Annotated in this window: 22 protein-coding genes; 19 read left to right on the top strand and 3 right to left on the bottom strand. The window is 40.8% G+C overall.

The genetic code is table 11. The annotated features are described in order from the left end of the window. Positions 1 to 24 precede the first annotated feature (24 nt). The 19 genes from ON006_RS04540 to tnpC all read left to right on the top strand — a co-directional run bounded on the left by ON006_RS04540 (position 25) and on the right by tnpC (position 18,443). Positions 25 to 1,050, top strand: coding sequence for an NAD-dependent epimerase/dehydratase family protein (locus tag ON006_RS04540; RefSeq protein WP_244825017.1), 1,026 nt, complete (start codon positions 25 to 27; stop codon positions 1,048 to 1,050). Between the two features lie 46 nt (positions 1,051 to 1,096). Further along, positions 1,097 to 2,641: an MATE family efflux transporter gene (locus ON006_RS04535; protein ID WP_244825015.1), complete on the top strand. Its 1,545-nt coding sequence runs from the start codon at positions 1,097 to 1,099 to the stop codon at positions 2,639 to 2,641. Positions 2,642 to 2,650: 9 nt separating this feature from the next. Beyond that, positions 2,651 to 3,562 (top strand): polysaccharide pyruvyl transferase family protein, encoded by a 912-nt coding sequence (locus ON006_RS04530; protein ID WP_244825013.1) that lies wholly within the window; start codon positions 2,651 to 2,653, stop codon positions 3,560 to 3,562. A gap of 447 nt (positions 3,563 to 4,009) precedes the next feature. Further along, entirely contained in the window at positions 4,010 to 4,927 is a 918-nt protein-coding gene (locus ON006_RS04525; protein WP_244825011.1) for an O-antigen ligase family protein, read from the top strand. Positions 4,928 to 4,945: 18 nt separating this feature from the next. Next, entirely contained in the window at positions 4,946 to 6,121 is a 1,176-nt protein-coding gene (locus tag ON006_RS04520) for a glycosyltransferase family 4 protein (protein ID WP_244825003.1), read from the top strand. Between the two features lie 2 nt (positions 6,122 to 6,123). Continuing rightward, a complete protein-coding gene (locus ON006_RS04515; protein ID WP_244825001.1) occupies positions 6,124 to 7,071 on the top strand; it encodes a glycosyltransferase family 8 protein in 948 nt (315 codons plus the stop codon). A 3-nt stretch (positions 7,072 to 7,074) separates the two neighbouring features. Continuing rightward, positions 7,075 to 7,581 carry an acyltransferase gene (locus tag ON006_RS32100; protein ID WP_279680758.1) on the top strand — a complete coding sequence of 169 codons (507 nt, stop codon included), beginning with the start codon at positions 7,075 to 7,077 and terminating at the stop codon, positions 7,579 to 7,581. 46 nt (positions 7,582 to 7,627) lie between these two features. Further along, entirely contained in the window at positions 7,628 to 8,170 is a 543-nt protein-coding gene (locus tag ON006_RS04505) for a serine acetyltransferase (protein WP_244825000.1), read from the top strand. A gap of 59 nt (positions 8,171 to 8,229) precedes the next feature. After that, a complete protein-coding gene (locus ON006_RS04500; RefSeq protein WP_244824998.1) occupies positions 8,230 to 9,321 on the top strand; it encodes a glycosyltransferase family 4 protein in 1,092 nt (363 codons plus the stop codon). Positions 9,322 to 9,381: 60 nt separating this feature from the next. Further along, positions 9,382 to 10,398, top strand: coding sequence for a glycosyltransferase family 4 protein (locus tag ON006_RS04495; protein ID WP_244824997.1), 1,017 nt, complete (start codon positions 9,382 to 9,384; stop codon positions 10,396 to 10,398). After that, on the top strand, positions 10,398 to 11,789 hold the full coding sequence (locus ON006_RS04490; RefSeq protein ID WP_244824996.1) for a hypothetical protein: 1,392 nt from the start codon (positions 10,398 to 10,400) through the stop codon (positions 11,787 to 11,789). Before ON006_RS04495 ends, ON006_RS04490 begins: the two co-directional genes overlap by 1 nt. Before the next feature lie 50 nt (positions 11,790 to 11,839). Beyond that, a complete protein-coding gene (locus ON006_RS04485) occupies positions 11,840 to 12,856 on the top strand; it encodes a Gfo/Idh/MocA family protein (RefSeq protein WP_244824994.1) in 1,017 nt (338 codons plus the stop codon). Between the two features lie 193 nt (positions 12,857 to 13,049). Beyond that, positions 13,050 to 13,715 carry a hypothetical protein gene (locus tag ON006_RS04480; RefSeq protein ID WP_267609957.1) on the top strand — a complete coding sequence of 222 codons (666 nt, stop codon included), beginning with the start codon at positions 13,050 to 13,052 and terminating at the stop codon, positions 13,713 to 13,715. 15 nt (positions 13,716 to 13,730) lie between these two features. Continuing rightward, complete coding sequence (gene rfbC, locus ON006_RS04475; RefSeq protein ID WP_244824990.1) at positions 13,731 to 14,282, top strand: dTDP-4-dehydrorhamnose 3,5-epimerase; 552 nt, start codon at positions 13,731 to 13,733, stop codon at positions 14,280 to 14,282. A gap of 53 nt (positions 14,283 to 14,335) precedes the next feature. Further along, entirely contained in the window at positions 14,336 to 15,391 is a 1,056-nt protein-coding gene (gene rfbB / locus ON006_RS04470) for a dTDP-glucose 4,6-dehydratase (protein WP_244824988.1), read from the top strand. Positions 15,392 to 15,436: 45 nt separating this feature from the next. Next, positions 15,437 to 16,303: a glucose-1-phosphate thymidylyltransferase RfbA gene (gene rfbA, locus ON006_RS04465; protein WP_244824986.1), complete on the top strand. Its 867-nt coding sequence runs from the start codon at positions 15,437 to 15,439 to the stop codon at positions 16,301 to 16,303. A 395-nt stretch (positions 16,304 to 16,698) separates the two neighbouring features. Continuing rightward, positions 16,699 to 16,989, top strand: coding sequence for an IS66 family insertion sequence element accessory protein TnpA (gene tnpA / locus ON006_RS04460; RefSeq protein WP_244824978.1), 291 nt, complete (start codon positions 16,699 to 16,701; stop codon positions 16,987 to 16,989). 6 nt (positions 16,990 to 16,995) lie between these two features. Continuing rightward, positions 16,996 to 17,340: an IS66 family insertion sequence element accessory protein TnpB gene (tnpB, locus tag ON006_RS04455; protein ID WP_244824977.1), complete on the top strand. Its 345-nt coding sequence runs from the start codon at positions 16,996 to 16,998 to the stop codon at positions 17,338 to 17,340. 56 nt (positions 17,341 to 17,396) lie between these two features. Beyond that, positions 17,397 to 18,443 (top strand): IS66 family transposase, encoded by a 1,047-nt coding sequence (tnpC, locus tag ON006_RS04450; protein ID WP_244824975.1) that lies wholly within the window; start codon positions 17,397 to 17,399, stop codon positions 18,441 to 18,443. Positions 18,444 to 18,498: 55 nt separating this feature from the next. Here tnpC and ON006_RS04445 read toward each other — a convergent pair whose 3' ends face one another. From ON006_RS04445 to ON006_RS04435, 3 genes are read right to left on the bottom strand one after another with little or no spacing between them, the layout of a single operon-like run. Then, the gene (locus tag ON006_RS04445; RefSeq protein ID WP_244824967.1) at positions 18,499 to 19,518 is read right to left on the bottom strand and encodes a site-specific integrase; all 1,020 of its coding nucleotides are present in this window, start codon (positions 19,516 to 19,518) and stop codon (positions 18,499 to 18,501) included. Positions 19,519 to 19,522: 4 nt separating this feature from the next. Further along, positions 19,523 to 20,485, bottom strand: a complete 963-nt coding sequence (locus ON006_RS04440) for a tyrosine-type recombinase/integrase (protein WP_244824966.1) — start codon at positions 20,483 to 20,485, stop codon at positions 19,523 to 19,525. Further along, positions 20,482 to 21,762 (bottom strand): site-specific integrase, encoded by a 1,281-nt coding sequence (locus tag ON006_RS04435; RefSeq protein WP_244824964.1) that lies wholly within the window; start codon positions 21,760 to 21,762, stop codon positions 20,482 to 20,484. Before ON006_RS04435 ends, ON006_RS04440 begins: the two co-directional genes overlap by 4 nt. Between the last annotated feature and the right edge of the window lie 63 nt (positions 21,763 to 21,825).

The following is a 21,825-nucleotide window of genomic DNA, read 5'->3' as shown; positions in this document are numbered from 1 at the left end:
TGATAAATTGTAACATACTCAACTATGAAAGTTTTAGTAACTGGAAGTGCTGGATTTATCGGTTTTCACACCGTCAACCAACTTCTTAAAGATGGTTTTGAAGTGGTAGGACTTGACAATATAAACGATTACTATTCTCCACAACTTAAATATGCAAGACTTAAGCAGGCGGGCATTGATCAGGACGAAATCAAATGGTACCAGCCTATACGAAGCAAGTTGAATCCTTCATATTCATTTGTGCGAATGAACTTAGAAGATAAACAGCAATTATTTAGTCTTTTTCAAGCTCAAAATTTTGACTACGTTATCAACTTAGCGGCGCAAGCAGGCGTACGCTATTCTATTGAAAATCCAGACGTATATATTCAGTCAAATATTTTAGGATTCCATTATATTCTTGAGGCTTGCCGATATTTTCCTCCACGCCACCTTGTTCATGCATCATCTTCCTCAGTTTACGGAGCGAACGCCAAGATTCCGTTTTCAGAAGAAGATAAGGTTGATACTCCCGTTAGCCTGTATGCGGCGACAAAAAAAAGTAATGAGCTGATGGCACATTCTTACAGTGACTTATATAAACTTTCGATAACCTGCTTAAGATTCTTCACCGTTTATGGACCCTGGGGAAGACCTGATATGGCTCCTATGTTGTTTGCTAAGGCTATTACGGAAGGAAAGCCGATCAAAGTCTTTAATAATGGCGAAATGGAGAGGGACTTTACTTATGTTGGCGACATAGTTACTGGCGTAGTTAGAACTACCACAACCGAATTTACTGGCAATTCCAAATACAGAGTTCTTAACATCGGTAATGGCTCTCCGGTTAACTTGATGGCCTTTATAGATGAGCTTGAAAGGGGCTTAGAGCGAGTGGCTGTCAAAAACTATTTGCCAATGCAAGCAGGAGATGTACCAAGAACATGGGCTAGTCAAGAAAAACTGAGAGAAATTACAAATTACACTCCTAAAGTAGGCTTAAGGGAAGGCATAGCTGAGTTTGCAGCATGGTTCCAAACGTTTTACGAACCCAAGATTCTAGCTGGGTAATTATACTTGTGACTGTCAACAAAATGCAATTTATAAATCAAATTCTGTGAAGGCTTCAAATAAGGTAATTTTAAATACCGGAATATTGTATGGCAGGATGTTACTCACTGTGGGTATTTCCTTATTTGCTACAAGACTTGTTTTGAATGCATTAGGCAGTACAGATTTTGGCATCTTTAATCTGATCGCCGGTATTATTGTGATGCTTTCATTTTTGAATGCTGCCATGGCAACCTCTACTCAGAGATATTTGTCCTATTATCAAGGAAAGAAAGATTTTGTCATGCAGCAAAAGGTTTTCACAAACTCCCTTTTGCTGCATGTTGTTATAGGAACTGTGATAGTACTAAGCCTGGAAATTGCCGGAGTTTACCTTTTTGACGGCTTTTTAAATATCGCAAATGATAGGGTTGATGCAGCTCAAACTGTTTATCACTTCATGTCTGTAACCGTATTTTTTACAATTATATCGGTCCCATTCACAGGTTCGTTGATAGCTCATGAAAACATGTTTTGGGTAGCCCTGGTCAATATTGTGGAAGCGCTATTGAGACTGTTGATTGCATTTCTTCTATATAAACTTTCGGGAGATAAATTAGTGATCTATGGAATACTAACCGCCTCGCTAAGTGTAGTTAGCCTACTAATGTACGCAATCTATTGTTTTAAATCATACAAAGACTGCACATTGGAAGGTCTTTTCAAGATTAATACGAGGCTTATTAAAGAGCTTAGTTCGTTCGCCGGGTGGAACCTTTTTGGCGCAGTTTGCTCATTAGGGAGAACACAGGGGTTGGCTATAATATTGAATCTATTTCTCGGAACGGTAGTCAATGCTGCCTATGGCATTGCCAGCCAGGTAAGCTCGCAATTAAATTTCTTTTCAGCCACTCTCCTAAGAACGATAAACCCCCAGATTATGAAGAGTGAAGGTGCTGGCGATCGGGATAGAATGCTACGGCTTTCAATGATTGCTAGCAAATATGGCTTTATATTGCTCGCATTGATAGGGATTCCCTGTATATTTGAAATGAATAATATATTGGTATTTTGGCTTAAAGATCCACCGAAACAATCAAGTACCTTTTGCCAACTTATCTTACTAGGTACATTGTTCAATCAACTGACAGTCGGTTTACAATCAGCAATTCAAGCTCGAGGAAATATCAAATTGTACCAAGTTCTGGTCGGTACGCTTCTAATTCTTAACCTACCGATAGCATATTACCTTCTTTATTTGGGAAAACCCGCATTCTGGGTATTAGCGAGCTATTGCTCGATGGAGGCAATCGCTTGTATTTGTAGGTTATTATTTGCGAACAAGCTATTGGGGCTCAAATTGATGACCTATATTAAACATGTGATTTACCCTCAACTGCTCCCTTCCCTGATTTCGTGTATTATCTGTCTGGGATCATTGTGGCTGCTCAAATTTGATTTTCGCTTTATAGTTACTGGCATATTGTCAGCAATTGGTTTTATTTTATCTCTTATCCTGTTTGGTTTCGATAAGAGTGAAGTCGCTATTTTTAATAAGTTATTTGATAAAGTACGATCTCTGACTTCTTTCACCACTAGCCGCAGCGTCTAAACACAACTCATGGAGTACGTCTATTATAAAACAAAAAACGGCAATTTCGGCGATGATTTGAATGGCTGGCTATGGCCTAAATTATTTCTGACAGAAAATACCGATGAAAATGATAGTTACTTTCTAGGAATTGGGTCTATACTCAACAAAAACATAGGGCTAATTAGAAATCTAGATTCGGAAAAGAAAAAAATAGTTTTTGGATCTGGCGTAAGACCATCTATAGATTATGATGAATTAAAAATAGATTCGAAATGGGATATAAGGTATTTGAGAGGCCCCCTATCTTCTTATCACCTAGGCAACCAGTATAAGTACATTACTGATGCTGCCTATGCAATAAGACACATACCAAATTTTGATGAGTTTCTGAATCTACCCAAAAAGTACGAGGTGAGCTTAATGCCATACTTCCAATCAGAAAGCTATTTTGATTGGAAGGCTTTGTGTCATAAGCTGGGCTATAATTACATTTCATCTCATTGCACTGATGATGGAGTTGAATATACGCTTAGAGAAATCGCAGCATCTAAATTATTAATAACTGAGGCGATGCATGGAGCGATTCTGGCAGACATATTCCGCGTCCCCTGGCATAGGTTTTCATTCTCAGCGGGACATCACGAGGGAAAACATGTTTCCGATTTCAAATGGAATGACTGGCTCTATTCGATTCAAAAATTTGCCACACCAGTTTCTCATGTACCCTTTTATAAAAAAACCTTTCTTAATTCAACAATCAAAAAACTAAGCGGAGATATACTTTCCGTTGAATTTTATAGAAAATCGAAGTCAAAAGAAGCAATTTTAAAAACGTTATCTTCAATAGATCAATTTACACTATCGAAGGAAGATGTGTTAAATAATATAGACAGCAGTCTACATTATGAGATTACCGATCTAAGGGAATCTCTTATATAGGGCAAAATTTGTAATTCAGACAATGACAAACAATATATGGGAATTCAGCTAGGGTACGTGGTCATTTTTGTCTATGCCTTTCGGTATTTAATTTTGTTAACAACCGGGAGAAATAGGAACTATATCTTCGTGAGTCTATTTCTTGTTTTGGCACCACTAGAAATTACCAAAGGGTTAACCTCATACAACGCAAATGTTGCGTACGGATCTTTCGGATCGACGGTGGTTATATATTTACCATTAGTTATTGCAGTATTCATTTTTGCTTCCCTAAAATGGAAGAATGAAAAAATTCAATATGATAGTAAGTATAATTTCGTTTCTATTACATTTCTCTTCATCGTAATTTCGTTTTTCAATCCATATAGCGTAGCCAATAATGCGACTCTAATTTTTCTAATATTTTTCGCCTCTCACATTTTTCTGTTCTACCTATTTAGCAGGCTAATGACAAAAGATATGATCATAATAGGTGCGTTTGATGGCCTAAAATGGTTAACAATATCTCAACTTTTTCTAGCTATTTGCTTTCCGTTATTGAATATAATCGCTGTAACGAATCTTTTCCATGAAGGTGGTGAAGTTTGGGCGACTCGGTTAGGTAGTCGAGTTGGAGCCGTTGGTTTCTTCAAACATCCGGGCAATTTGGCATTGTACACAATTATGTCCATGTCATTTTTTCTTTCTTGTTATCTATCTGGTTTTCAGCGCCGAATGAGTACGTTGTTAATTGCTGCTTGTGTAGCGACGGTAATTCTCACCTATTCCAGAACAAGTTTTATCGCGCTAATACTAGTTGCATTTTGCACATACTATATATACAAAAATTCCAAAAAGAACATATTCTCGCTAGGCAATATCTTAAAAATTGTCATTCCATCTACCCTTGCACTTTATTGGCTGATTTTCCTTTCCCCATTTAGTTCATCCTTCATAGAGTCAGATGCCAGTAGTCAATACGACAATCGAATGATTCACTTTTTCATGGCATTTAAAATATTCACTGACTCTCCGTTTTTGGGAGTAGGTCTAAATGCACACTTAGGATACATTACAAAGCATTTCGGAATTGTTCAGGCTTTTACGGCAGATGAATTCTATCTCCACAACCCAATTCATAACAGTCATTTGATAGTCTTAGCTGAAACTGGTATAGTCGGCTTTATATTATGGGTATACTTTCTTTTGGGTGGAATCATAAATGCCAAGAATCAAATTGCCGCCGGCTCAAACAGAATATTTTCTTCAACGCTAGTCGGAGTATTGATTGCTTATGTAATCTATGGAATGACAGGCTGGGCTCCAATGTCGCCCAGCATTTTTGCGTTCTTTCTTTTTTACGCATATTTTGCAAAAATGTATTGATCGTTGAATGCATAATTAATGCCCAACAAAAAGTATGAGATTAAAATGAGAGTACTATTTATTTCCATGCCTCCGTTCTTGGATGTTGATTTGTCGTTGGTCAATCATCTTTCAAAGCATTGTGACGTTCACTACTTAATGGATCTACCTCCATATTACCTGACATCCTCTGCATTGAAAATCACCAAAATTAAACCACAAGATGAAATACTCAGCGCCTCCGAATATCCAGAGCTACACCAATTTGCGAGCTTCATAGGACTTAACAAGTGGCATGTAATAAATAGAACTTCTCCAAAGAAATTTGCCTTATCCAATCTCAAACTACAATTTGAGATACGCAATTTCATAGAGAATCTGAATCCAGACGTTATTCATTGTGGGAATTATCTGGACGAAAACTTTTATCTCTTTTTACTTCGAAACAAAAGAAAAATTGTGCTCACTGTTCATGATCCATTTCCTCATAGCGGGGAGGGAACAAAAAGGAAAAGTTTGATATTTAAATTCAATTTCGCTTTCATCAAAAATATAGTTCTTTTAAATTCAACCCAAAAAGAGGCATTCATTGAATCTACTCCTTTCAATTTCTCATCTGTCTTTGTTTCGGCCTTGGGTGTCTACGAATATTTATCTTTATACAAAATAAACCAAACAAAGTCCGACGCTTTTAAAATATTGTTCTTTGGGAGGGTCTCCCCATACAAGGGAATTGACATCCTGCTAGAGGCGTTCTCTTCAATTGGAAGCCCTGTTAATGCCGAACTCATAATTGCAGGCAACGGAAAGTTTTGGTTCGATATTACAAAATATTCTAGCACTCCAAGAATAACAATTTTGAACAGGTACGTTCCAAACGACGAACTTGTACAACTGCTAAGTCAAGCCTCCGTGGTTGTGTGCCCATACAAAGATGCCACTCAAAGTGGTGTCGTGATGAGTGCCTATGCTCTAAATAAACCCGTAATTGGTACCAAGGTTGGAGCAATTCCTGAAATGATTCAGGATGAACATACGGGAATTTTAATTCCGCCTAATGACGTTGATGAACTAGCTAATGCGCTTAGAAGAGTTATAGGAGATTCTTCGTTACTAGCTAAAATGGAAAATAACATAAAAGAAACATACAGCACAGGTGAAAAAGGATGGGAGCGAATAACTCTTGATCTATCTAGTCATTATTTAACTCTATAATTATGAATGTCGTCCCTATCGTTTACGCTTTTAACTACAAAGTAACAATGCCGGCAGGCGTATGTTTTACTTCGCTTCTGAAGGCTGCCAATCCCGACACTTTCTATGATATCCATATCATGCACGGCCCAACTGAATTAGATACACCTTACCAGAGCGAATTAAAAAAATTAGAATCTCATTTCTCCAACTGCAAAATATCTTTTATAAATATCGGAGATATGTTTGACAATGTTTATGTGGCTCGCGGTATTCCTAGATTAACCTATTACAAAATTGTAATATCAGACATGATCCCTCAATACGACCGGGTGCTGTTTTCTGATATCGATATTTTATATACGGGTGATCTTTGGGAATATTACAGTAAGACCGATTTAGACGGCTATGTTATTGCCGCAGCAAAAGCCGCTTACGTAAATGACAAGTATACCAAAGAAATAGGGTGTGATGTAGATAATTATGTTAATTGTGGTTTCCTCTTGTATAATTTAAAGATGTTGCGAGAAAATCCTCAATTTATAGAAGAGCAAAAAAAACTATGTGGGAAAAAATGGGTATTTTTTGATCAAGACATTGCTAACATAGTTTTCAAGGGTAAAATTAAAATTGTGTCACCAAAGTATAATTCAACTTATACATTTTTTCTAAAGGCAAACCAGAAATCGGCAAGGGTCAGACGTATTTATTCCGAAGAAGAAATTCAAGAAGGTCTATCACCCTTGGTAATTCATTACACTGGGATCAATCCATGGCAAAGTTTCTGCCCTAGACACGATATATGGTGGCAAAACTACCGTGAGTCAATCTACTACGACCAAAATTACTATTACAAGCATTATTACAAACTACTTAATCCGCAGAAATCCGTCGTGATTAATCAAATGCTTAGTACATTTTTAACGAATCCAATTAAGAGCTGGTATAGAAAATTAAAACCTAATTCCTAGGTAATGAGAAAGATATTTAATTTAATTCATAGTTACATATCGCCAGTATCTTATGCTAAATCCATTGGAGTAAAATTTGGTGAGAATTTTAGAATTACCGGTCAACCAATTTTCGGTAGTGAGCCATATTTAATTAGCATTGGGAACAACGTGACTCTTACTAAAGGTGTGACTTTCTTAAATCATGATGGAGGAATGGGGCTGTTAAGACAAAAATATGCTGGAATAGAAATAATTAAGCCAATTAAAATTGGTAATAATGTTTTTGTTGGTAGTAATGCGATGATTATGCCCGGAGTTACTATAGGAAGCAATGTAATTATTGGAGCTTCTACCGTTGTCACAAAAAATATTCCAGATAATGTCGTTGTGGCGGGTGTGCCCGGCCGGGTGATAAAGACTTTCCAAGAATACGAAGAAAAAGCGCTCAAAGAGGCCATTTATATTAAAAGTCGTAGTAATGCGAAAGCTAGGATGGTCGAGATAAAACGGGCTTTAGGTATTATCTAATTACTTTTTTTATTATTATCTTGAAGTATTAATCAAGTACTTATTCATGATCCTTACCAGAAAAGACTATAATACATTCCTCGCTGCTGACGCGAAGGCAATGGATATTAACTATTTCTCCTTCAAGGAACGTCTGAAAGCGCATATAACAAATCCTAAATGGCGCTTTATCAAAAAATTGAGAAGAGCTGAATACTACAAAAATTCGAAAGGACCATTTGCTAAGTTGCTATTTGCATATTACTATATTGTGTATAAGCAATATGGTATGAAACTTGGTTTCACCATTCCCATGAATGTATTAGGAAAGGGAATGTCTCTGCCACATTACGGAACTATAGTAATTTCCAAATACGCAAAAATCGGGGACAATGCCCGGATTCACATCTGCGTGAATATAGGGGCGAGTAACGGGGGAGCCCCTGTGATTGGGGATAATTGCTATATGGGTCCCGGAGCAAAAATTTTTGGTGCGATTAAGCTGGGAAATAATGTTAAGATAGGGGCCAATTCTGTCGTCAATAAATCTTTCGAAGAAGATAATATACTCTTGGCAGGAGTTCCTGCTAAAATTGTCAAAAGATTATAGTAAAATAATTAATGTGACTGCTATTTAACCACATGGCAATTGATCTGTTTTGAAGAATTATGAAGGTTATTATCTTATGTGCGAATTACGAACCTGGTGGTGCTCAACGGGCGGCAATAAGGCTTCTTAACGAAATGAATGTGAAGGGACTTGTATGCCAATGTTGGTTTATGCACAAAAAGAGCACGGATTTTACTGAATCACCGCCGATTATGATGCACAACAGCAAAATAGCATCGCCTCTTGATGTTGTGCGAATATGTACTCGGCTTTATCGTAAATTCAGGGTCGAAAAGCCAGACGCGGTCATTTCATTTTTACCATATGCCAACATTTTAGGGCTGTTCGTAGCAATGGCATGCGGGATCAAAATTCGGGTAAGTTCTCACCGAAATCTTAGCGACAAAGAATTAAGCTTGCCTCTCAAAACGCTGGATTATTTGTGGGCAATACTTGGAATCTACACAGCCATAACGGCGGTTTCCAAATCCACAAAAAACTCCTTCAATTATTACGGCAAAAGAATTTTTGACAAAATCAGGGTTATCAATAATGGCATCTCCTTTTACCCATCTGCTCTGAGCAAAAGTGAATGCAGAAAAATACTACAAATACCCGATGCCGCATTTATCATCGGAAATATCGGCAGAATTGTACAACAAAAGAATCACAAATTGCTGATTGACATCTTGCCCAAACTTGGTGACACCTTACTTGTAATAGTTGGGAAAGGAGAACTTCGGGGGCAACTGGAAAACACTGCCAAAGAATTAGGTGTTTTAAATCAGGTGTTCATTATTGAGGAGCTAAGTACTGAATCGATACCTCATTTTCTTAAAGCTATTGATGTCTTTGTGATGCCATCTCATTTCGAAGGAATGAGCAACGCCTTAGCAGAGGCACTTTATGCCGGTCTTCCAATTGTATCTAGCGACGTAGAGTCGCAACGGGATGTACTGATCAGAGAAATTGACGGTTTACGTTCCGGCGTTCTAGTGTCGAATAAGGAGCCGAAAAAATGGATAGACGAAATACTGGCCATCCGCGACAATGATACATTAAGAAAAGAATTATCAGAGAGAGCTTTAAACAGATCAAAGGATTTCACAGTAGGACACATGGCTGATGGCTTCATTGCTACATTGACGTAGTGATAGTTGCGGTTATGGCTTTGCGTTAGAAAAGTTTATTATTCAAATTGCATAAAAAGAATGAAAGTCTTACACGTTGGAGCGAAAAACTATCCTCCCGCCCATGGAGGAACTGAGAGAGTAGTGTACAACATCGTCAACGCTATTGCTTCTGTAGATTTTTACCTCATGGTGGAATGGGATCAACCTCAAACGGATCGGATATCGGTTTTACCTGAGGGAAAAAATTATTTTGGCAAAATGAGTTACATCCTGAATTTTGCCAAAAAAAATGGAATAGATATAATTCATTTTCACAATGAAAAATACATTCCAATGGCAATGATGCTATCCCTGGTATTTCACAAAATTGTTCTTACAGTCCACGGAGTCCATTTTCGCAGCCCTAAGTTCAGTCTTTTTAATAGATTGGTATTTTGGGTTGTCGATATTCTAGGAACGGTCTTTCTGCCGAGAATGGTATATTGCTCAGAATATGATTCAATTGCGTTCTCTAAGTATATTTTTTTTAGAAAAACCTACTACATAAATAATGGAACGAATATTTGTGAAACACCACAAGAGAAAAACGATATCCAGTATCCCGACACTTATATTTATTTAGGCAGGATTACTCCCGCAAAAAACGTAGTCAGGCTTGTTGACGCTGCGACAGAGCAGAAAATAAAAGTTCATTTATACGGAGTTTTAGACAAACAGTGTCCAGACTACTGCGATCTAGTACTTGCAAAAGTCAACGAAAGTGATTATGTTGAATATAAAGGTACCGTTTCTCATGACAAAGTATTTGGAACCATGAAAAAGTATAGGGCGTTCCTTTATATTACAATTATGGAAGGCCTACCGTTAGCGGTATTGGAGGCAGGGTCATGTGATATCCCATTAATTTTATCAAATATTCCTCACCATACATACTTAAAATTTCCAAATGTTAAGTATGTAGATGTTAAAAATCCTCAAATTCCCCGCCCGTCGGAGATTACGTCTGAACGAGCAAACAGAAAACATGTGTTAGACCACTTCTCGAATGAGCAAATGGGTAAGGAATACTTAGAAATATATAATTCGTTCAGTTGATGAAATGGATCAGTTACTTTTTAGCATTTCTTTCTGCAGTATCTGCGTTGGCGCAAAACACCCAATCCAGGCCGCAGAGCCTGATGCCGGAGTATGTAAACTTTTATGGTATAAGCTGGAGAGGCTCAGCTCATGACAACCTAGCATACGCCAGGCAAATGAGTTACAAATACGTTTTTTATCAAAAGGGAATGGAGCTTGACCCCCTTTCAGATGGCATGTATTTCTACATTGAAACACCAGAATACAGCGTCTATAGGAGAGGAATTATTTCAAAAAAGACGTACTCAAAAGATGAGATTAATTTTTATGAATCTCATTGTGTGTTAAAAGACTCTGTTGCTGCGTTCCCCGCTAATCTGGCATCGGGTTGGATTGCTCAACCGGGTTCAGGCGATTTTACAGTATTACTAGACTTCCAGCAACAAGCCGTAATTTCGTGGGCGATCGATAGTATTCTCGATTATACAAAGGCTATACAACTAGTTAATCCAAGGTTTAAGTTTGCGGGTTTCGCCTGGGATGAACCAACTCCGGCTGGCGACTTCTGGGATATTGAGAATGGTAAAAGGATTCATGCAAAATTAGAGAAATGGAATAACGGTGACCACAGCGCAAGACTTTCATCCTCAGCCAGAGAAAAACAATTCCAATCCTATACAGATGGCCATCTGGAGTATTATAAACAGCTATTTTCGGCGACCAGGAAGCTCTATCCACATTCTCACTTTATTAGCGAGCCCTACTCTATTTATGACAGTTGGATTAAACTTATCAAAGATAGGAAGGACGCAAAAGATTTCTCTCCAGATATTCTTTGCCAAGAAGGATCGACTACAATGTTTGTTGATGATAAGAGAATTGCCGCATCAGGTCTGATCACCAAACAGAATATTCTTTGCACTACCCCAGATAAATTTGGTGAAGCAGTAAATCTATTGCTCGCTGCCAAAGCTGCTGTAAATGGATCCGGCTTCACTTGGTACGGCCGTTTCGGCGGGACTGGAGATATGCCTGACTATAAAAATATCACTGAGGTGCCTGCAAGGCTTAAATTAATCCGAGTGATACCTGCTTGGGAAAACAAAAATGGCTCATCGCTTATCAGCAGGGTCTGGGATGGGCAGACCTATAAAAGTAGTAACGCTTTCGCTAGTGCCGATATCATTTATGCTAAAAAGCCAGGGACACAACAGATTTTTGCCGTTTTCTTAACAAGTAATGGTACAATTCATATTCCATCCAATAAGAAGGTTGTTTCGATTTTTGCTGCCAATGACTTGTTCTCCGCAGAGGCGGATGCAATGAACGACTTTCAGATACATGGACAAACAGTAAAAACTAAAACTGATAAAAGTCTCAATAAGGGCTTTATCCTAACAATACGCTAAAAAATAAGATTCTAAACCAGTTTAAGTATTTACTCAAATAAACATATGTTATGTTAAAAGCAGGGATAATCGGATTAGGAAAAATGGGGCTTTCACACGCGGCCATCGTCGGCGCCCATCCTGAGGTCGATCTAGTCGCAGTATGTGACACTTCGTCTATGATATTAGACGGGTTCAAAAAATACACCAAAGTAGTGCCTTATAGTGATTTCAAAAAAATGCTGGATCAGGAAAATCTGGATTTTGTTGTAATCGCAACCCCTACCAAACTACATTACATGATGGTGAAGTATGCCCTGGAAAAAGGCGTACACGTTTTTTGTGAAAAACCATTTAGTTTACACTCTAACGAAGGAGATGAGTTAGCAAAAATTGCTACCAACAGGGGACTTGTTAACCAGGTTGGATATCACAATCACTTCATCGGTACCTTTCGGGAACTTAAAAGATTGATCAAAAGTGGAATTCTTGGTGAAATCGTGAATTTCACTGGCGAGGCCTATGGACCAGTTGTTATCAAAGAAAAAGGTGCTACCTGGCGATCAAAACCAGAAGAAGGCGGTGGATGTCTTTTCGATTATGCATCTCACGTTCTCAATCTGATTCAAGAGATTCTTGGAAGACCCACTGAGATTCACGGCGGAATTCTTAAAAGTATTTATTCCAATGGCGTTGAGGACGCCGTCTATACCTTAATGTCTCTAGAAAATAAAATGAGCGGGGCTTTACTAGTAAACTGGAGCGACGAAACACATCGGAAAATGTCTACGTCATTAACTGTGGAAGGTAAAAATGGGAAGATCATATGCGATGCCACAGAAATCAAAATTTACCTTAAAGAAGCTAGTGCAAAAGAAAAGCTAGATCGCGGCTGGACGACCAAGTATATTACAGATTATGCCATACCAGTCAATTTCTACTTGCGAGGTGAAGAATATAGCGCTCAAATAGATTATTTCGTGAACAACGTCCTTACTAAGGCGTCGGCGCAAATTAACACATTTGAACAGGGGCTATATACTGATAAAGTAATTGAAATGATCATTCAAAAATCGAAGAAACTATAAGATGGATAAGGTACTATTTGGAGATAATCAGTTTTTCGCAGTCAACCACATATCAGACGAAAAATCCCGCGCACAATCAATACGCTTTAAGGAGGATTCTGCGATCATCAAAGTGCTGGATCAGGCAATTGAATCAGGCATTAATACTTTTATGTGTACAACACATGACAGGATCGCAAATATCTGCGAGCATATGCGCCAGAACCCTGCAAAATACGCACATTTTAATGTTTATCCCTGCATGCCGTATGCTCATAAATATGCAAACGCAGTAACTGAACTTGGCATCATGGGGACCATCAAACAATATGTTCCTGGTAATATTTTTGGGACATTCGCAAAAGGAGGGTTAGCCTTTTTTAGTAAGGATTTCAGCAAACTTATGGAATTGCTTGTCGATGCAGAGATGAAAATGTTTAAGGGAATTAATACACCTGTCATTTTCCTCCAGAATGTATTGATCGATATGATATTAGGTTTAAAAATGTATGAGGTTTTTGCCGATTACGATGCTTACATCCGCAAGAAATATAATGCGGAGCCAGGATATATTACAATGAATATGCCGGCTTTGGTTGACGCCCTGCATTCAGTAGGAATCTCCAATCCGGTTATATGCTCGTCAATCAATAAAATTGGTTTTAGAATGTCTGGTGGTCAGGAGATATATGAAAAATATCTGAAAGAAAAGCAATTCCGTGCTATTGCCATGCAGGTATTGGCTGCCGGGGCATTGAGACCAAAAGAAGCCATCGAATATCTGGGCACCCTGCCCAACATCGAATCAGTACTTTTTGGGGCATCCTCAAAGGGCAATATTGACGAGACCAAAGGTCTTATAGAAAAGTATGTTGGATAAAAGATCACAAAGATTATGAATATACGCTCAACGACTTTAAAGGATGTAATTGAAATAATTCCCAACATTTTTTCAGATGAAAGGGGTTTCTTTTTTGAATCGTTTAACGAAAATACTTGGAAGAAGCAGGGACTTCCTTATAGCTTCAAACAAGATAACCAGTCTTACTCAATAAAGAATGTGGTGAGAGGATTACATTTCCAAACCGGTGAACATGCTCAAGGCAAACTAGTACGTGTTATTAAAGGACGCGTACTGGATATTGCTCTGGATCTCAGGCAGGAGTCTCCGACGTTTGGTAAATATGAGCTCTTTGACCTTGACAGCGAAAGTGGGAAGATGATATATATCCCTGAGGGATTCGCTCATGGTTTTGCGGCATTAGAAGACAGCATATTTCATTACAAATGTACCGGAGAATATTGCAAGTCAGCAGAGGCCGGCATACACTGGAACGATTCGTCTTTAAAAATACCATGGGAAGTAGATAGTCCAATTGTGTCTCTCAAAGACCAGATGCTTCCTACTTTTGAGGAATATCTTCAAGGTTCGTATTCAGTAAATTGAATAGCTCGCTATTTCGATTTTAATCCATTATCAAACTGCGCTTACTCAACGTTATGAAGACAATACTTATTACTGGTGGAGCTGGCTTCATCGGATCACATGTGATTAGACGTTTTGTTACTAATTTCCCGAACTATCACATCGTTAATCTTGATGCTCTTACGTACGCTGGAAATCTCCGAAATATAACGGACATTGAGAATTCATTAAACTACACATTCGTTAAAGGCGATATTGTAGATGTCCAATTTCTTCATGAACTATTTGCTCACTATGATTTCTATGGCGTGATTCATTTAGCAGCTGAGTCTCATGTAGACCGATCAATATCTGATCCTCTTGCTTTCGTAACTACCAATGTAATCGGAACAGCTAACCTGCTGGAAGCAGCGAGAAAGGCATGGCAGAAGAATCTCGGTGATCACTTATTTTATCATGTCTCCACCGACGAAGTTTATGGTGAACTACACAATCCTGACGAATTTTTTCTCGAAACGACCAAGTATGATCCCCGGTCTCCCTACAGTGCTTCGAAAGCTTCTTCAGATCATTTAGTACGGGCCTATCACAATACATATAAACTACCGATAGTTATATCAAACTGTTCGAATAATTATGGTCCGAATCACTTTCCGGAAAAGCTTATACCATTGATGATACATAACATCATTAATGAGAAACCTCTACCTGTTTATGGCAAGGGTGAGAATATTCGAGATTGGCTATTTGTGGAGGATCACGCCCGCGCTATTGATGTAATATTTCATAAAGGCGTCATTGGAGAAACTTACAATATCGGAGGCCACAACGAATGGAAAAACATCGACCTTGTTTTGTTGCTTTGTAAGACAATGGATTCAAAGCTAAAACGACCAAATGGACATTCTGAAAAGCTCATTCATTACGTTACCGATCGTGCAGGTCATGACTTACGTTATGCAATCGATGCCACTAAACTCAAAACTGAACTGGGCTGGGTTCCTTCTTTACAGTTTGCCGAAGGACTAGCACGCACTGTTGACTGGTATCTGAATAATACGGAGTGGCTTAATAATGTAACCTCCGGTGCATATCAGAATTATTATCAGGAAATGTACGAAGGCCGGTAGCGATTTTTGGTAGATTTTACAATTGTTATTAAACGTTAAATTAAAATGAAAGGAATAATTCTGGCTGGCGGATCTGGCACCCGCTTACATCCATTAACACTGGCTGTAAGCAAACAATTGATGCCCGTTTATGATAAGCCGATGATATATTATCCGCTCTCGATTTTGATGCTAGCCGGTATCAATGAAATATTGATTATTTCCACGCCTCATGACTTACCTCATTTTGAAAAGCTGCTGGGCGACGGAAGTAGAATCGGATGTAAATTTAGTTATGCAATCCAACCCAGTCCGGACGGATTGGCGCAAGCATTCATTATTGGAGCGGACTTTATAGGATCAGACAAGGTAGCGCTCGTTCTTGGAGATAACATTTTTTATGGATCGGGTTTATCGAAACTGCTTCAGTTAAATAACGACCCGGACGGTGGTGTCGTTTATGCTTATCAGGTTCACGACCCGCAAAGATATGGAGTTGTCGAGTTTGACAAAGACTTCAATGCCATTTCAATAGAAGAAAAGCCCGACACCCCGAAATCAAATTTCGCAATTCCCGGCTTGTACTTTTATGACAATGATGTTGTGGAAATCGCCAAAAATGTCAAGCCGTCTTCTCGAGGCGAAATAGAAATAACTGACGTGAACAAAAAATATCTAGAGGCAGGTAAGCTAAAAGTTAGTGTGCTGGATCGTGGTACGGCCTGGCTTGACACGGGTACGTTCGAATCATTGATGCAGGCCGGTCAATTTGTCCAGGTGATTGAAGAGCGCCAAGGTCTTAAAATTGGTTGCATTGAAGAAGTAGCGTACAGAATGGGTTTCATTTCAAAGGATGATCTGGTTACACTTGCGAAGCCATTGGTTAAAAGTGGTTATGGCAAGTATCTTCTGGGTATTGTTAGCGTCGAGTAAATTGATTTGGCTAGAGGTATGTAGGTTCTCCTCAGAAAAACTCACACAATATAGTCCTTCCAACGACTACAATGCCAGTGCGTAGGGAGTTAACCACCATCCCGCACTTACTCCCGGAAATTACAAGACACAAACATATTCGTAATCTGATTTATATTGCTCCCACTGACTAAAAAGGAGGAGGGTGTCTTCTATGTTGAAAAACAAGCTTAGGATTGATTTTTAGCCTACTTGTCGAAAATTTTGGCAGCACCATCTAACCTCCCGTTGAAATGTGTTAACCTGCAAGGTTATCGCATTTTAACGGGATTACTGTATCCGCCTAAGTAAGTGCATCTTTCCTGAGACTATCAAACGTCTTAATATCGCACAATGAAAACATTGGACGATTGATTATGTTTAAAGTTGCGGAAAAAGCGGAAGAGATGCTCCGACTGGTTACTGAACTGGAATCGGGCGAATATGACCGGCAGAGTTTTGCCCGGCTTCATGGGATCAGCGTTAGTAAATTGGACTATTGGCGGGCCCGGTATCGGCGTCAGCATAGCGGTCGATCTGGTTTCGTAGAAATTGTTAATGAGCCAGAACCGGTTTTGCTTGAAATTGTCTATCCGAGCGGAGTGTTGATCCGTGTTAAAGGGGAGCTGGCCACGGCGCGTTTACGTGAGTTAGTTACTTTATTGTAGCGCTGGATGTTTTCGCTGAGCTCTTCGGACCGGTATCTGCTCTATCAAGGTGATTGCGACATGCGCCGAGGTGCCTACTCATTGAGCGGCTTGGTTCGTAACGAACTTGGCCGTAATCCTTTGAACGGTGATGTTTTTGTATTTTTGAACCGCCGCCGTACGTGTATTAAATTACTCAGATGGGAGTCTGGCGGCTTCGTTCTTTTCATTAAGCACCTAGAGAAAGGCACCTACACCCGTCCGGTTCAGCATAGCAGTGAAGGTGTTTTGTCATGGGCCGAGCTGGTACTGATGATTGAGGGCATTGTAGTCAAAAAAAGTCTTCAAAAACCACGATACAAGCTTTTTTAATGGTTTATTAGGAGGATTTTGCGTATTTTTAAACTATGCAAAATGCACTGGAAAGCTTGTCTAGAACCGAGTTGATCGCCCTGATCGGCCAAAAAGATGCGCTTATCGAGCAGAAAGATGCTACTATCCAACAAAAAGATGCCAGCATTCAACAGAAGGAAAGACAGATAGCCAAGCTCCAGCGGATGCTATTTGGGCAGAAGCGAGAACGCTTCGAACAGTCGCCGATCCAGCTCCCGCTGGATTTTGGCGAGCAGCTTTCAGAGCAAGAGATCAAAGAGCTTGCAGAACTGATCAATACAAAGGCTCTGGCCCATAAGGGAGATCAGGCCAAAGAGCCCCGCCAGCCGCATCCCGGCCGTAGCCCGCTTCCCAAGCATCTTCCGGTCGAAGAGATTATCATTGAGCCAGCCGAAGACACCACAGGAATGGTGCTGATGGGCCAGGAAGTTTCCGACAGCCTGCAATATGTGCCATCCCGTTTTTATATCCAGCGCATCATCCGTCCCAAATACATCAAGGCTGCCCAAAGCATTGACCAGGCCTCTGGTTTCGCCATCGCTGCGCTACCGCAGTCCGGATTTGGCAAGTGCATGGCTGGCGCAAGTCTTATTGCACAGATATTGATTGATAAATTTTGGGACCACCTGCCATTATACCGCCAACAACAGCGCTTTAAGCGGGAAGGTATTGATATCGCAGCATCCACGATAGACCACTGGGTGAAGCTGGGTATGCAGCGGCTTGAATTATTGTACGAATACCAAAAGGGGTTGGTGCTACATAGCCCTTATTTACAGGTCGATGAGACGGTAATCAAGGTGCTGGACCATCAAAACAAGAGCGGCAACCGGGGCGCCGGCCGAGCACACCAGGGATACTTTTGGGCGTATCATGACCCTGTGGGCAAACAGACGTTTTTCAAATACGAGCCTACCCGGGCAGGCGCTTATCCTTCGGCTATGCTCAAAGACTTCACCGGATATTTACAAACCGACGGCTACGGAGGATATGGGGCCATATCCCAAAAGGAGAATATTGTTCACCTAGCCTGTTGGGCACATACCCGACGATATGTAAAGAAGAATAATATGCAAAGTTGACCGTACAACATACTGGATATCAGGCAATTGATTTCAATTAACTTTGCATAGTATTTCACTTACCAAACTCTTTGAGCCACCCCATCAAGTTGTTATTTCCCAGCCAGGAAGGAATATTTTCTGGCTTGACTTCCGAGTAAGCCCCCTCCAAAGCCTCACGCTTTTTCCTTGAATCAGCTCTGGCGTATATTTCAGTTGTTTTTACGGAAACGTGACCAAGGATGTCCCGTATATATACCAGATTTACACCAGCTTGCAGCAGGTGCATTGCTTTGCTGTGCCTGATAACATGAGGCGTGACGGCGCCTTTTACCATGTTTTTTATTCTCTGTCGAGCGAGCAATACATATTTTGACAGAATATGGGTGATTCCGGCCCGTGTCAATTTTTCCTTTCTGCTGTTACTGAATAGCGGATATTGGGCTGCATGGGGTTCAAGGAGAGCGTTTTCCGCCATGTAATCTCTAAGAAAACCTACTTGCGCATCCATCAAAGGGACTATGCGTGATTTATTTCCTTTGCCCCGCAATCTGACCGTACATGGGCTGTCAAGGCGTACCATGACTGGGGTGAGGTCGATGATTTCTTGTACCCTGGCACCGGTATCATACATAATCGATAGTAGTGCCAGGTCCCTTCTGCCCCGTTTCTGGGACAGATCTGGGCCATCCAGGATAGCCTTTATTGTATCCAGCGGGAGATATGTGACCGTGGGGGACGCCGTCTTTTTCAACGGAATAGAGAGAACCTGACCAGATGCGTGCAAATACATGGGATCTTCGTATTGAAGATACCTGAAAAATGAGTGCAGGGCTGTCAATCGTGCATTCCTTGTAGAATCGCTGCACCCTCTTTCCGATTGGAGCCAATCCAGGAATGCCAGTATATTGTTCCTGGTTATATCCCTTAGGTCAAGCCTTTCGGCAGCAATACCCTTTTCGCTTTTCATAAATATTACCAGCAAAAGGAAGGTATCTTTGTACGATAGCACCGTATTTGAACTACCCCCACGCTCTCCGGGGAGATACCGGGTCAGGAAGTCGGTCAGGTATTTGGAAAAGCCAGTACTCTTCATAGTGTTATTTTTTAGGGAATACATAGCTGCAGACAGCATTTAAGTCCTGTAAAAGTCCAGGATGCATTTCAGATGTGAGCCTGACGTACTGCTCAGTAGCATCCAAGGACCGATGTCCCAGACAAGCCGACAGTATAGGCAGTGCGTAGTAAAGATCCAGTCCATTTCCGACCATTGTATCCAATGCATGGACGCTGTAGGTATGGCGCAGGTCATGCACGCGAGGGCCCATGCCCTTCCCCCAATGGGGGATGTCCGACTTAGAAAGGATTCTCCTGAACCAATTGTAAACTGTCTTCCTAGGGCATACTTCGCCACTGTGTGAACGGAAAAACGCATTCGCTGACGGCTTCACGTATGCATAAAGATCGCGGTGGATACGGTAACCTTTGCATACTTCAGCGAGCGAAGCCGAAATCGGTATACGTCGGTCACATCCGTTCTTGGTGCCCTTGATAAAAATGGTTTTATCATTTAGGTTCACATCTATATCCCTAAGGGCCAATGCCTCACCCATACGCATACCTGTACCGTATAGCATCCTGAAAAGTGCAGGGATAGCGCTAAGGGAGGTTTCATGGCGACTGCATTTTAACATCAGCTTTTCAGATGCTGTAAAAATGGCTGCTATCTGCTGCCTTGAAAATATATAGGGTACATGACTGCTTTGGATCCTGGGCAGCTTGGGGATATGGGATTTGTATCCCAGCGTGCATAGGAACTCACAGAGTTGGGCAACATGTGCAATCCGGACATATCTGGTACGTGGGGATTCATTGGGTCGGGGCATCGCCCATTTGTCTGCCAGTTCCCGCGTTATGCCGATGGCAGATACGTTTTCGATCAAGATGAAGCGGTCAAAGAGGGAATAGGTGTATCCCATATTAAGGCATTTATAACCAAGCCCTCTTTTCAGGCTGATGTGCCGCTCCATAAACGGGGCGAAGATGCTTTGGTAGTTTCTCATCGCGTTTCCTGTTTTTTCTTTCCTAAAAAAAAGAAGTCGGTTACCCTATCATAGAATGTGGGGGCCACAGGCGGCACCTGTAATGCACAGGGTTCCATCGCCTTGGTGTCGATTCTCACGTAATGCCGTGTGGAATCCGCCGAGCTATGTCCCAATGTCCCGGATATCACATGGATCGGGGTCTTTTGGTCAAGTAATTTCGCAACCAGGCTGTGCCGGAGTATGTGTGTCCCATGTTTTCTTGTGGATGTATCTATCCCTGCAAGGGTGAGGTAATGGCTGGTTATGGTGCTTACTGTAACATTGGTCAACTGGCCATATGGCGGAGTTAGGCACAGGAAGACATAGGGCTGATTGGATACCGGCCTGCCATGTTTGAGGTAATCGATGATCGCCTCGCCGATTTCTGAGGTTAGGGGTAATTCCAGGTTCCGTCCGGTCTTTTTCTGGTCGAGTACAATCTGACACTCATCCCAACACAGATTAGCAAAAGTAAGACCCAGTATATCCGATGCCCTCAAGCCAAGCCGGGCACCGATCAGCATGAGGGCATAATCTCTTTTCCCTTTGGGATTCCCCCGGTCGATAACGGCCAGCAAAGACTGTATTTCCTCCCTGGAATAGACGGATGGCAATTTTGCCTGCCTGATATAATTGACTTTCGGGATGATGCCCGACAAGTCGCGGGTATCCGGGTAAACGCTATGCAGATGCTTTAGAAAATTCCTTATCACTCCGAACATCCCATATTTGGTAGTAACGCTCGTGTCTTTCTGCGATTCAACGAAGGCCACTAAATCCGTCGGCGTGATTGAACCGGCCAGCCCGACTCCTTTCTTTTCCAGAAACACAAACAGAATATGCAGATAAAGCCTGTTGGACGTCAAGGTGCTTGTAGAAAAACCCGACTCCTGCCTGGACGCGATGAAGCTTTCCATAAGATTGCCGATACTACCCGTAAAATAGGGACCTGGGCTTTTTCGCTTCACTGGCACGGAGCCTTTCTCTTGAAATTCGGTAAGATACTGGATCTTTCTGACAACCGATTTTTCATTACGGGTAAGTCCGGAATACGAAAACTGTCCGTAAAGATGTGTCAGAAACTCTTGGCCTACTTGTCTGTTGTAAACCTCCGAACCGGAAGCAGCCATGTATTTGGCAAGCTTACTCCATAAATGGTTGTACTTATCAACCGTACTCGGCGAAAATGCTTGGCCCCGCAGATGCCCATTCGCTGAGATTATCAGCGCGTGGATTTTTATAATGACTTCTGGCATTGTTGAACTTTTTAAATGATACGGGCAGTATTACCCGAACCAAAACGAAAAGTCCAGTTTATT

Source organism: Dyadobacter pollutisoli, assembly GCF_026625565.1.
GTDB lineage: Bacteria > Bacteroidota > Bacteroidia > Cytophagales > Spirosomataceae > Dyadobacter > Dyadobacter pollutisoli.
This window is presented reverse-complemented; position numbering and strand designations above follow the sequence as displayed.